The 12,333-nt window shown below is 61.6% G+C and carries 14 protein-coding genes; 8 read left to right on the forward strand and 6 right to left on the reverse strand.

The genetic code is table 11. From position 1 onward, the window contains the following. Positions 1–96: 96 nt before the first annotated feature. The 4 genes from B3N48_RS12765 to B3N48_RS12780 all read right to left on the reverse strand — a co-directional run bounded on the left by B3N48_RS12765 (position 97) and on the right by B3N48_RS12780 (position 3,412). A complete protein-coding gene (locus B3N48_RS12765; protein ID WP_296184093.1) occupies positions 97–1,095 on the reverse strand; it encodes a bile acid:sodium symporter family protein in 999 nt (332 codons plus the stop codon). Between the two features lie 110 nt (positions 1,096–1,205). Beyond that, positions 1,206–1,436 (reverse strand): hypothetical protein, encoded by a 231-nt coding sequence (locus tag B3N48_RS12770; protein WP_296184095.1) that lies wholly within the window; start codon positions 1,434–1,436, stop codon positions 1,206–1,208. A gap of 186 nt (positions 1,437–1,622) precedes the next feature. Then, positions 1,623–2,798: a GGDEF domain-containing protein gene (locus tag B3N48_RS12775; RefSeq protein WP_296184097.1), complete on the reverse strand. Its 1,176-nt coding sequence runs from the start codon at positions 2,796–2,798 to the stop codon at positions 1,623–1,625. Positions 2,799–3,112: 314 nt separating this feature from the next. Further along, positions 3,113–3,412, reverse strand: a complete 300-nt coding sequence (locus B3N48_RS12780) for an ArsR/SmtB family transcription factor (RefSeq protein ID WP_296184099.1) — start codon at positions 3,410–3,412, stop codon at positions 3,113–3,115. An 88-nt stretch (positions 3,413–3,500) separates the two neighbouring features. Here B3N48_RS12780 and B3N48_RS12785 point away from each other — a divergent pair, with 88 nt between their 5' ends. Together B3N48_RS12785 and B3N48_RS12790 are read left to right on the forward strand one after the other, a co-directional pair. After that, positions 3,501–4,592, forward strand: a complete 1,092-nt coding sequence (locus B3N48_RS12785; RefSeq protein WP_296184101.1) for an NADH:flavin oxidoreductase/NADH oxidase — start codon at positions 3,501–3,503, stop codon at positions 4,590–4,592. 297 nt (positions 4,593–4,889) lie between these two features. Next, a complete protein-coding gene (locus B3N48_RS12790; protein ID WP_296184102.1) occupies positions 4,890–5,300 on the forward strand; it encodes a hypothetical protein in 411 nt (136 codons plus the stop codon). Positions 5,301–5,485: 185 nt separating this feature from the next. On the opposite strand, the gene B3N48_RS12795 is transcribed toward B3N48_RS12790, so the two are convergent. Both B3N48_RS12795 and B3N48_RS12800 read right to left on the reverse strand, forming a co-directional pair. Next, entirely contained in the window at positions 5,486–5,626 is a 141-nt protein-coding gene (locus B3N48_RS12795; RefSeq protein ID WP_296184489.1) for a hypothetical protein, read from the reverse strand. 16 nt (positions 5,627–5,642) lie between these two features. Then, positions 5,643–5,891 (reverse strand): hypothetical protein, encoded by a 249-nt coding sequence (locus tag B3N48_RS12800; RefSeq protein ID WP_296184103.1) that lies wholly within the window; start codon positions 5,889–5,891, stop codon positions 5,643–5,645. A gap of 105 nt (positions 5,892–5,996) precedes the next feature. Between B3N48_RS12800 and B3N48_RS12805 the strand changes: the two genes are divergently transcribed. The 6 genes from B3N48_RS12805 (at position 5,997) to B3N48_RS12830 (ending at position 12,304) form a co-directional block, all read left to right on the forward strand. Next, positions 5,997–6,314 carry a hypothetical protein gene (locus tag B3N48_RS12805; RefSeq protein ID WP_296184104.1) on the forward strand — a complete coding sequence of 106 codons (318 nt, stop codon included), beginning with the start codon at positions 5,997–5,999 and terminating at the stop codon, positions 6,312–6,314. An 86-nt stretch (positions 6,315–6,400) separates the two neighbouring features. After that, positions 6,401–6,841, forward strand: a complete 441-nt coding sequence (tspO, locus tag B3N48_RS12810; RefSeq protein ID WP_296184105.1) for a tryptophan-rich sensory protein TspO — start codon at positions 6,401–6,403, stop codon at positions 6,839–6,841. A gap of 333 nt (positions 6,842–7,174) precedes the next feature. After that, on the forward strand, positions 7,175–7,654 hold the full coding sequence (locus tag B3N48_RS12815) for a formate dehydrogenase subunit gamma (RefSeq protein ID WP_296184107.1): 480 nt from the start codon (positions 7,175–7,177) through the stop codon (positions 7,652–7,654). Continuing rightward, positions 7,651–9,210 carry an NADH-ubiquinone oxidoreductase-F iron-sulfur binding region domain-containing protein gene (locus tag B3N48_RS12820; protein ID WP_296184108.1) on the forward strand — a complete coding sequence of 520 codons (1,560 nt, stop codon included), beginning with the start codon at positions 7,651–7,653 and terminating at the stop codon, positions 9,208–9,210. The genes B3N48_RS12815 and B3N48_RS12820 overlap by 4 nt, the downstream gene beginning before the upstream one ends. Next, entirely contained in the window at positions 9,207–12,092 is a 2,886-nt protein-coding gene (fdhF, locus tag B3N48_RS12825; RefSeq protein WP_296184110.1) for a formate dehydrogenase subunit alpha, read from the forward strand. Before B3N48_RS12820 ends, fdhF begins: the two co-directional genes overlap by 4 nt. After that, positions 12,089–12,304, forward strand: coding sequence for a formate dehydrogenase subunit delta (locus B3N48_RS12830; protein WP_296184112.1), 216 nt, complete (start codon positions 12,089–12,091; stop codon positions 12,302–12,304). The genes fdhF and B3N48_RS12830 overlap by 4 nt, the downstream gene beginning before the upstream one ends. Positions 12,305–12,333 lie beyond the last annotated feature (29 nt).

Consider the following 12,333-nt stretch of genomic DNA (forward strand, 5'->3'; position numbering starts at 1 on the left):
AGACGTTTACCGAATTGTTTCAGGCTGGGTACCTGGCTGTGACAGGACACAACTCCGGCGTCCTGCCGTTACGGTTTCGATGCAGGCCGACGCAGCTCAGGGATCGACCTGCGCCATGATCTCGGACACCGAGTCCTGCCGTTTGGCGTAACGTTGGGCGAGCACTGCACAGACCATCAGCTGAATCTGATGAAACAGCATCAGGGGCAAGATCAGCACGCCGATGGTGCTGCCGGCGAACAGCACTTGAGCCATCGGTACGCCGGTGGCGAGGCTCTTCTTCGAGCCGCAAAACAGGATGGTGATGCGGTCTTCGATGCCGAAACCGAACAACTTGCCCAGCAGCGTCGATATCATCAGGACCAGCGCCAACACCACACCGCACACGACCACCAGCCCGATCAGATCCCACAACGGAATCTTGTGCCAGAGGCCTTCGTTCACCGCTTCGCTGAACGCCCCGTACACCACCAACAGAATCGAGCCCTGATCGACGTATTTCAGCCAGGACTTGTTGCGCCCGACCCAGTCCCCGATCCAGCGGCGGGCAATCTGACCGGCCACGAACGGCAGCAGCAATTGAATGCTGATCTTCACGATCGCATCGAGGGTGGAGCCGCCATCGCCGTGGACATTCAGCAACAACGTCACCAGCAGCGGTGTGATGAAAATGCCAAACAGGCTGGACGCCGCCGCGCTGCAAATCGCCGCAGGAACGTTGCCCCGCGCCAGCGACGTAAAGGCGATCGCCGACTGCACCGTGGCCGGCAAGGCGCACAGATAAAGGATGCCCATGTAAAGGTCATGGCCGATGAGCGGCGTGAGCACGGGCTTGAGCGCCAGCCCCAGCAGCGGAAACACCACGAACGTCAGGCTGAAGACCAGCAGGTGCAAACGCCAGTGTCCGGCCCCCGCGATGATCGACTCTCTGGACAGTTTGGCGCCGTGCAAGAAGAACAGCAGCGCGATGGCAACGTTGGTCAGCCAGCCAAAGCCCACGGCGACTTGGCCGCTGGCAGGCAACACACTGGCGATGATTACCACGGCCACGAGGGTGAGGGTGAAATTGTCGGGGAGAAAGCGGGGACGGCTCATTGGTGACATCCGGTCATGGCAAGGGACAGTGTGGCGACTTTACCCCCTTGATCCAGTGCCGGCTAACGCCAATGAGCCCATGAATAGCGCTCAACGGACAGCGTTGATCGTCAGGACAAGCCCCCTTCGATCACCCGCAGGACCGTCACGCGACGTTTTCCCGGCGCATGACTGATCATTTCGCTCAACGCGGCCTGCCACTTGTGTACGTCTTTTTCCTTGGAAAGCGCCATCAATTGCTCCCAACCCATTGCGTCCTGCGCCATACCATTCGCGCTGGAACCCTCAGTCATACGTTCACGCTTCAACAAATTTGCTGCAATTTCCGAGAGGGTGCTCAAGGCTGGCTCCATGACACGCCCCGTTGTGAGCGCGTCGATTCAAATGTCCGGGAGGGTTGCAAACGGGCGTAAACGTCAAATTTCGGCAATCGTCGCCCTTGCCCTCACCCTTGAGCAATCTTCAGACCATAAACGGGGCCGTGGCCGAAGATTCGGACGGGGGACATTTTTCCGCCAAACGACGCGTCAGGGGGTCTGAAGCAATCCTTCGCTCACCTGCGTGCGATCCACCACACGCACGCTGTCGCGGCCGCCGCGCTTGGACGCGTACAACGCGGCATCGCCCTGCTCGATCAAGGCGGAAAGACTGGCCGGGGTCTGGTCGAACAAGCTTGCACCAATGCTCAATGTCACCGGCTGCGGCGTGGCGAATGACTGAGTGGCGTCGTGGAAACGTTCGCGCAGCGCGCTGCCCAGTTCGGTGATCTGCGCGCTGGAGGTGTCACCCAACAGGATCACGAATTCATCCCCGCCCAGTCGGGCCGCCAGCGCCCTATTAGGCAAGGCGGAACGGATGATCTCGCTGAGCATGATCAACAACCGGTCGCCGGCGATGTGCCCGAACAGGTCGTTGACAGACTTGAAGTGGTCGATGTCGATCAGCAACAGCGCGCCCGGTCGTGACGCGCAAACGTCTTCCAGCAGACGCGGCGCCCGGACGTCCAGCGCACGCCGGTTGTACAGGGCGGTCAGCGGATCCCGAGCGGCCAGTCGTTCGATGCGTTTTTCCCGGCGATAGCGTTCCGAGCCGGTCATCGAGAGCGCGATCAACATGATTGCCATCGCGCCTTCCACCAGAGAAATCTGAATGATTTCGCCACGAAACGCCGCCAGGTCGATCAGCGTGCCCGGCATCGCTGCAGTGATCGCCTTGGCCAGATAAAACAGGCCGTGCCCCAACAATACGTATCGCAGTTGCCCGGCCCCGACACTCAGGGATTTGCCGTGTGGGCGCAACAACGCGCTGGCCTTGAACATCATCAGCGCCACGAGCGCCGAATTCACCAGCAGCATGACTTTCGACCACCACGGCCCTTCCGGCAGCAGCAACATCGCTACCCAAACAGCAAAAATCCCGTACCAGCTCCGCGGCAGCCGCGCCTCGGTAAATCGGGCCACGCCCAGCAAAAACAGCCAATGCGCTGTCACCAGCAAGCCGTTGGCGAACCAGATGCCGACCAGCAGGATGCCGCTACTGCGTAACAGCGCGAGCGTGGAGCCGAGGCTGATCGTGGCGAACCCGGCGCTCCAGAACAGCAGCGAAGCCTCCCGAACATGCCGCCACTCCGCGGCCAGGTACAGCGCAGCAGCAGCGGCGAGCGCGATCGAGAGGGTCAACATCGTGATGGGGTCGAGCGCCATAAACTGCCTGGTCTGTCGGAAATGCGGTACGGGGGGCGATTGTAAGCGGTTGGCGGTTTTTTTCGGAGCGGTGGAATCATATTGCCATGACCAACGGCTAAATGCCGGACGGGTGGCATGAACGCAATGCATCGGTCATTGCTGCTTCAACATCACCCGTGGTCATTGTCCGAACGCCTTTGCGCGCGCATTTCTTGCAGAGCGGGTTCTCCCCCAGCAGATGGCTCTGGCGAGGCTAACGATGCACTTGACGGTGCGCAGGCTTGCGGCAGCGGCTCAACAGGAGGACTCAAGACCTTTGAGTCAAGCGTCATTCAGTCCTGCGCCAAAATACTCTTCAACAATCCCGGAAAGCGCTGTTCCAATTCTGCCGCACGCAAGGAATTCATGTGCGTGGTGCCGACAGTGCGGGTGTGTACGAGGCCTGCGTCGCGCAGGACGCGGAAGTGGTGAGACACGCTGGACTTGGGCCGGCCACCGTCCAGTTCCCCACAGGAAGCTTCGTCCAGCCCTGCCAAGCAGCGGACGATTTCGAGACGTACAGGGTCGCTCAACGCGTACAGGAGACGTTCGAGCGAGAAATCGGCGGGCATGGGATGTTTATGGGTGCGCATAGGGCGGATGATAACGAGGACTATCTTCGAACGCTATATTTCGAATACTATCGAACAAGCGAAAAAACACTTATGAGGTAACTTCCCAATGTCAGCACTGTTCGAGCCGTTCACCCTGAAGGACGTCACCCTACGCAATCGCATCGCGATTCCACCGATGTGTCAGTACATGGCCGACAACGGTGTGGTCAACGACTGGCACCACGTGCACCTGGCCAGCATGGCTCGCGGCGGCGCCGGTCTGGTCGTGGTCGAAGCGACCGCAGTGTCTCCCGAAGGCCGCATTACCCCAGGTTGCGCAGGCATCTGGAGCGACGAGCACGCACAAGCGTTCGTGCCAATGGTGCAGGCGATCAAAGCCGCAGGTGCCGTGCCCGGCATTCAGATTGCCCATGCCGGTCGCAAGGCCAGCGCCAATCGTCCTTGGGAGGGCGACGATCACATTGCCGAAAACGATCCGCGTGGCTGGAACACCCTCGGCCCCTCCCCTGTCGCCTTCGGCGCGAACCTGCCGAAGGTCCCTCAGGAAATGACCCTGGCCGATATCGCCAGGGTGCGTGAGGACTTCGTCAACGCCGCCCGTCGCGCCCGGGAGGCCGGTTTCGAATGGATCGAGCTGCACTTCGCTCACGGCTACCTGGCGCAAAGTTTCTTCTCCGAACACTCCAACAAACGCACTGACGCGTACGGCGGCAGCTTCGACAACCGCAGCCGTTTCCTGCTGGAAACCCTGGCGGCGGTGCGCGAGGTGTGGCCAGAAAACCTGCCGCTGACCGCGCGTTTCGGTGTTATCGAATACGACGGCCGCGACGAACAGACCCTTTCGGAATCCATCGAGCTTGCCCGCCGTTTCAAGGATGGCGGTCTTGACCTGTTGAGCGTGAGCGTCGGGTTTACCATTCCTGAAACCAACATTCCGTGGGGGCCGGCGTTCATGGGGCCGATCGCCGAGCGCGTGCGTCGTGAAGCCAGTCTGCCGGTCACGTCCGCGTGGGGCTTCGGCACGCCGCAACTGGCACAGACCGCCATCGAATCCGGCCATCTGGATCTGGTGTCGGTGGGTCGAGCGCATTTGGCTGACCCACACTGGGCGTATTTTGCCGCCAAGGAATTGGGCGCAGAAAACGCGTCCTGGACCTTGCCAGCGCCATACGCCCATTGGCTGGAACGTTACCGCTAAGTTGACAGGCTCGCGCCGAGAGTCCTGCTGAGCCACCAAGACGCCCCTCCACCTCATCAGGTGCGGGGCGTCTTGGTTTAGGAACCTCTTCCGCTCCGGCCAGTATTGGTTCACTCCCGTAAAAACATCCCTGTTTTTCAAGCTTGGCTTAAGGCATATCCCTGCCGGACAAGGGCCCGTCCACACTGGGCGTCCAAAGCGCCCACCAGGCTCGACAAATAAATCCCATGTTTCCCCTCAGGGCGTGCCATGCTGGGGCTCACACATGGAATGGGGAGACACGATATGACTTCGCCAATGGACATCTCCGACATCCCCGACATTCGTGGTATTGCAGTGGTGGTTTTTGAATCATCGATGCTGCAACGCGTGCTCGTCGCTGTCCGCACCCTCGGGCTTGAGGCCGAAGGCTTCGACGATGCAAGCGAAGCCATGGCGTACATAGCGCACCCGCAGACAACGATCAGCATCGTGGTGGCAGGCGCCCATTTGCCGGGCGTACTCAACGGACCGGACCTCACGACCACACTTTCTCGCGCCTATCCGACGCTTCCTTTCGTGATAGCCGATCACTATGAAGGGCTCGTCGAGAGCAATGTCATGTGCCTCGACAACCCGTGGACTCTGAACGATATAGAGGAAAAAGTAGCGAGCATGCTCGTGAAGCTGCCCGTTGGTAAACAGCCGACCCTTGAGTCGACCGTTTAGCGCCAGTCGATTGAGTGCCCACATCGAACCAGTGTCAGCAGGCTTCAAAGGTGTGAGGGCATCGTCGGCGTTTAAATGACGGACGGCTTTGCCCACCTTTAGGGTGTCGCTCAGCCGCTGGCGCAGGGGCTGACGGCGCCTCGGCGGAGTGCCGCGAAGAGGCGCCGTTCAGCAAGCCAGTTGCTTCAGCTCACCCCGGGCGGAATGCCGTCTTTATTGAAGTCCTTGAGCCGCTCCTTCTCTTCCTCGGTGGAATGCGCAGGTACGTCATTCTTTTCCGGTGCTTCTTCTTTCTCGCGTACGGGCGGTTTGTCCTGGCTCATCATGCATCGCTCCAATTGATCAATCGTGGGGGATCACGCCGGTCATGGCGGTGAACTGACTCTGGCGGTGCTGCACTCTGTCGAGCAGCTCCGGCGGCGTCGACTCACGGAACACCACCATATGCCCGACATCCTTGCCCCCTTCGGTCACGCGCTCGATGTCGTTGATCATCCAGGTTTTCAGTTCCTCGGCGGTGATGCCCAGTTCGTCGGCCACGCGTTGGTGAAGGCGTTCCGCATCGTATTGGTTGAATTGATCGGTGTTCATCACGGTCTCTCCTGTGCGGGCTGTCCCTATCAGGCCGTGCCGTGGCGGCACAAGTTCACTCGAATGCTTGCCTCGGCAGACCCTTGACCCGATGGAGCATGCGACATGTACCCCACCACCCCAGACGGCCGCTACTTTGTGGTGAAAGATCGGCTCTGGCGCTGTTCCAACCCTGCTCTCGACGAAGATGAACGTCAGCGCCGGGTGAACGAATTGATGGCTGGACGACGCGCAGTCAAGGTGGCGAAGGCGGCGGAAGATTCGGCGCAACTGAAAGCTGCGCGGGCACAGGTGGATGCGGCCAAGGTTGCACTGGGTGAGCGAGGCCCGGTCTGGTGGGACGACGGCGCTCCCGATTTCAATCGGCGCAAGGTCGGCAACACGCCCTATGCGCAGTGGTACGCGTCGCAGGATGCGCCCTAGCCATGATCCGGCAGGACCTTTTGCCGTGCTGAGCGTCCAATCCCAAATAACAGCCCCTCCCGAACGTTTACGCCAAAGGACGCCCAATGACTTTCTACATCTTTCTGATTGCCTGCTGCGCTGCTGCAAGTACAGGCGTGATTTTCAAGCCCGGCAGCTGGTACGAAGCCCTGCAAAAACCAGCCTTCACCCCGCCCGACTGGTTGTTCCCGGTGGCCTGGACGATCATTTATCTGCTGCTGGCGTGGGCCGGTTATCGCCTGACGCTGTTGCCAGAGAGCCAGATCGCGCTGGCGTTGTGGGCCGCGCAAATCGCCCTCAACACGCTGTGGACACCGGTATTCTTTGGCGCCCACCGCATCGTCGCAGGCATGGTCATCCTGACACTGCTCTGGCTGACCGTTGCCACGCTGATCGTCGTCGCCATGCCGCTCGACCTGATCACTGGGCTGATCCTGTTTCCTTACCTGATCTGGCTGAGCGTGGCCGCCGCGCTGAATTTCTCGATTCTGCGGCACAACCGCTGATCGCCTGAACCTTCCCATTTTCGTGTCGCCCCCTCCCTCGCGATGACTGGGTCGGGCGACACGAGATGTCACGGTCTATGCTGATGACAGTCGCGAACAGCATTGGCAACGTCGCTTTTGAAGCATGCCTTCAAAATCGGCATGCCAAGCTGCGCGACATACCCAATCACAGGCGCGACAAAGATCACGCCGGGTACAACAAGATGCCCGACAGGGGTGCCCTGGCCTCGGCCTGAAAATCCACGAAACGTGACGTGGTAAACAAGTGCCGCAGCCGACACTTTCGGACCGCCGACAACCTATGGGTGTGTCCGTGACCGTGAGGACTGCTGTATGCCTGATCCGATGTTGATTCTGCCCATGGTCAACAGCCTGCTGGAGCGCCATAAAGGCTCGCCAGGCGCTTTGTTGCCTATCCTTCATGAGATTCAAGAGGGCATCGGCTACATCCCCGACGCCGCCATTCCCGACATCGCTCACGCCCTCAATCAAAGCCAGGCCGAAGTGCGTGGCGTCATCAGTTTCTATCATGACTTCCGCACCGCACCGCCCGCTCGACACATCCTGCGCTTGTGCCGTGCCGAGTCCTGCAAAAGTCGCGGCGCCGAGCAGCTCGCCGCGCAACTGCGAGAGCGCCTGCAATTGGACGATCACGGCCACAGCGCCGACGGCCACATCAGCCTGCGCCCGGTCTATTGCCTAGGGGCGTGCGCCTGTTCCCCCGCGCTGGAGCTGGACGGAAAAGTGCACGCGCGCCTCAGCGCCGAGCGTCTGGACGCCTTGCTCGACACCTGCCGGGAGGACACTCAATGACGCGCCTTTACCTCCCTGGCGATTCCGTCGCCCGCGCCGTCGGCGCTGATGCCGTGGCTGTGGCCATCGCCAGTGAAGCGCAAAAACGCAACCTGCCTCTGGACCTGCACCACACCAGTTCCCGAGGGCTGTATTGGCTGGAGCCGTTGCTGGAAGTCGACAGCCCGCAAGGCCGCCTCGGTTTCGGGCCGTTGACCGAAGGCGACGTGGCAAGCGTGCTCGATGCTCTGCAAGGCGATCCGTCCCGGCACCCATTGGCGCTGGGTTTGGTAGAAGAGCTGCCTTATCTGAAAACCCAACAACGTCTCTTGTTTGCCCGTGCTGGCATCACGCAGCCGCTCTCACTAGAGGATTACAAGGCTTATGGCGGGTTCGAGGGTTTGACCCGCGCCCTCGCCATTGGCCCCGACGAAACCGCCACGGCAGTGTTCGACTCCGGCCTGCGCGGCCGAGGCGGCGCGGCCTTTCCTGCCGGGATCAAATGGCGCACCGTCCGGGGCACCCAGGCCGCGCAGAAATACGTAGTGTGCAACGCCGACGAAGGCGACTCGGGCACCTTCGCCGACCGCATGCTGATGGAAGGCGACCCCTTCCTGCTGATCGAAGGCATGGCCATCGCCGGGATCAGCGTCGGCGCCAGTTTCGGCTACATCTATGTGCGTTCGGAATACCCGCAGGCCATCGCCAACCTGCGCGAGGCCATCACGATTGCTCGCGCTGCCGGGTATCTCGGAGCGGACGTCGATGGCAGCGGCCTGGCGTTCGATCTAGAAGTGCGGGTGGGCGCAGGCGCCTACATCTGCGGCGAAGAAACCGCGCTGCTGGACTCGCTGGAAGGCAAGCGCGGGCTGGTACGCGCCAAGCCGCCGATCCCGGCGCTGAAAGGGCTGTTTGGCCAACCGACGCTGGTGCACAACGTGCTGACCCTGGCCTCGGTGCCGCTGATTCTGGCCAAGGGCGCAGCGTTCTATCGTGACTACGGCATGGGCCGATCCACAGGCACCATGCCGTTTCAACTGGCGGGCAATATTCGACAGGGGGGCCTGGTCGAGCGGGCGTTTGGCCTGACGCTTCGGGAACTGGTCGAAGGCTACGGTGGCGGGACAGCGAGTGGTCGTCCGCTCAAAGCCGCGCAGGTTGGCGGCCCGCTGGGCGCCTGGGTGCCGCCGTCGCAGTTCGACACGCCGCTGGACTATGAAGCGTTCGCTGCCATCGGCGCGATGCTGGGTCACGGCGGGGTGGTGGTCGCCGACGACACCCTGGACATGGCGCACATGGCGCGTTTTGCCCTGCAGTTCTGCGCCGAAGAATCCTGCGGCAAATGCACGCCCTGCCGCATCGGCTCGACCCGTGGCGTTGAGGTCATCGATCGGATACTGGCCGCACCCGACCCGCACGCACGGGATCAGCAGGCCATCGTCCTCAGGGACCTGTGCGACACCCTGCAATTCGGTTCGCTCTGTGCACTGGGCGGCATGACCGCTTATCCCGTCGCCAGCGCGCTCAAGCACTTCCCCGCCGACTTTGGTCTGCACCTTCCGGAGGCCGAGCAATGATCACGATATTCGACCCGAAAACCGACGCCGATTTAGGCACGCCCGCCCGCCGTAGCGACGTGCAGATCACCCTGACCATCGATGGCCAGCGCATCAGCGTGCCTGAAGGCACCTCCGTCATGCGCGCAGCAGCGCTGATGGGTACCACCATTCCAAAACTGTGCGCCACTGACAGCCTTGAGGCCTTCGGCTCCTGCCGCATGTGTCTGGTCGAAATCGAAGGCATGCGCGGCTACCCGGCCTCGTGCACCACACCGGTCACCGAAGGTATGAGCGTAAACACCCAGACGCCCAAACTCGCGACGCTGCGTCGCAACGTCATGGAGCTGTACATCTCCGACCACCCGCTCGACTGCCTCACCTGCTCAGCCAACGGCAACTGCGAACTGCAAACCGTCGCTGGCCAGGTCGGCCTGCGGGAAGTGCGCTACGGCTATGACGGCGAGAACCACCTGGCGGACAAAAAAGACGTCTCCAACCCTTACTTCGATTACGACCCGAGCAAGTGCATCGTCTGCAGCCGCTGCGTGCGAGCCTGTGAAGAAACCCAAGGCACCTTCGCCCTGACGATCACCGGACGCGGCTTCGACTCCCGCGTGTCAGCCGCCGGTGGCAATGACTTCCTTGACTCGGAATGCGTGTCCTGCGGCGCCTGTGTGCAGGCCTGCCCGACTGCAACCCTGATGGAAAAGAGCGTGGTAGAGAAAGGCCAGCCCGAGCACAGTGTCATCACCACCTGCGCCTATTGCGGCGTGGGCTGCTCGTTCCGCGCGGAAATGAAAGGCGACCAACTGGTGCGCATGGTTCCGGACAAGAACGGCCACGCCAACCATGGCCACTCCTGCGTCAAAGGCCGTTTCGCCTGGGGTTACGCAACGCATCCGGACCGTATCACCAAACCGATGATCCGCAAGCACATCAGCGACCCGTGGCAGGAAGTCAGTTGGGACGAGGCCGTGACCTACGCCGCCAGCGAATTCCGCCGCTTGCAACAGCAATACGGTCGCGATTCGATTGGCGGCATCACCTCCAGCCGTTGCACCAACGAAGAAACCTATCTGGTGCAGAAACTGGTGCGCGCTGCGTTTGGCAACAACAACGTCGACACCTGCGCGCGCGTCTGCCATTCGCCGACCGGCTATGGCCTGAAACAGACCTTGGGCGAGTCCGCTGGCACCCAGAGTTTCGACTCGGTGATGAAGGCCGACGTCATCCTGGTGATGGGCGCCAACCCGAGCGATGCCCACCCGGTGTTCGGCTCGCAACTCAAGCGCCGCCTGCGCGAAGGTGCGCAACTGATCGTCATTGACCCACGGCGCATCGATCTGGTGGATGCAGTGCATGGCCGCGCCAAGATTCATCTGGCACTGCGCCCCGGCACCAACGTCGCCATGCTCAATGCCTTGGCTCACGTGATCGTCACCGAAGGCTTGCTCGACCAGCCGTTCATCGACGCCCGCTGCGAAGGCAATGACTTTGCCCGCTGGCGCGAATTCGTCAGCCGCGCAGAAAATGCGCCGGAAGTGCTGGGGATGATCTGTGGTGTGGATGCTGCCGATATTCGCGCCGCCGCCCGTCTCTACGCCAGCGCCAACAACGCCGCCATTTATTACGGGCTGGGCGTCACCGAACACAGTCAGGGCAGCACCGCTGTCATGGGCATTGCCAACCTGGCCATGGCCACTGGCAACATTGGCCGTGAAGGCGTGGGCGTGAACCCGCTGCGTGGTCAAAACAACGTGCAGGGCTCCTGCGACATGGGCTCCTTTCCCCACGAACTGCCGGGCTATCGCCACATCTCCAACGACGTCGTGCGCTCCCAGTTTGAAAACGCCTGGCACGTTACGCTGCAACCCGACCCGGGCCTGCGCATTCCCAACATGTTCGAGTCGGCGCTGGCCGGGCAATTCAAGGGCTTGTACTGCCAGGGCGAAGACATTGCGCAAAGCGATCCCAATACCCAACACGTGACCGCAGCCCTGACAGCCATGGAATGCGTGGTGGTGCAGGACATCTTCCTCAATGAAACCGCGAAGTTCGCCCATGTGTTCCTGCCGGGTGCTTCGTTCCTGGAAAAAGACGGCACCTTTACCAACGCCGAGCGCCGCATTTCACGGGTGCGCAAGGTCATGGAGCCGCTGGGCGGCAAGGCTGACTGGGAGGGCACCGTCGCGCTGGCCAACGCCTTGGGCTACCCGATGAGCTACACACACCCGTCGGAGATCATGGACGAAATCGCCCGCCTGACACCGACCTTCACTCACGTCAGCTATGCCGCGCTCGACGCCCGTGGCAGCCTGCAATGGCCCTGCAACGAAAATGCTCCCGACGGCACGCCGACCATGCACATTGATCAGTTCGCGCGTGGCAAGGGTCGCTTCATGCTCACCGGCTATGTGCCCACTGAGGAAAAGGTCAACACCCGCTATCCGCTGCTGCTCACCACCGGCCGCATTCTCAGCCAGTACAACGTCGGCGCGCAGACCCGTCGCACTGAAAACGTCGCGTGGCATGAAGAAGACCGCCTGGAAATCCACCCGACCGACGCCGAGAGCCGCGGCATCAACGAAGGCGACTGGGTCGGCATCGGCAGCCGCGCCGGGCAGACCGTATTACGCGCACGGGTGACCGAACGGGTCGCAGCAGGCGTGGTGTACACCACTTTCCACTTCCCGGAATCCGGCGCCAACGTGATCACCACCGACAACTCTGACTGGGCGACCAATTGCCCGGAGTACAAGGTGACTGCCGTGGAAGTCAGCCGCGTCTACCACCCTTCCGAATGGCAAAAACGCTACCAGGCGTTCAGCGACGAGCAGCAACGCCTGCTCGACGACCGCCGCCAGGCCCGTCACGCCGACAAAGCGGAGGTGCGCCGATGAGCGACGCCAACCTGATCAAAATGGCCAACCAGATCGCTAAATACTTCGCCACCGAGCCCGATCCGCAGGCCGCTGTCCTCGGCGTGCGCAACCACATTCAGATGTTCTGGACACCGGGCATGAAAAAGGAGCTCGTGGCGTTGCAGGCCGCGAACCAGGCTGCGGATCTTCATCCACTGGCCCAGGACGCTGTACGCGGGGCCGGATGGTGACCGCTGACTGTACCGTTCGAAAACAAAAA

Source organism: Pseudomonas sp. UBA1879, from assembly GCF_002338065.1.
GTDB lineage: Bacteria > Pseudomonadota > Gammaproteobacteria > Pseudomonadales > Pseudomonadaceae > Aquipseudomonas.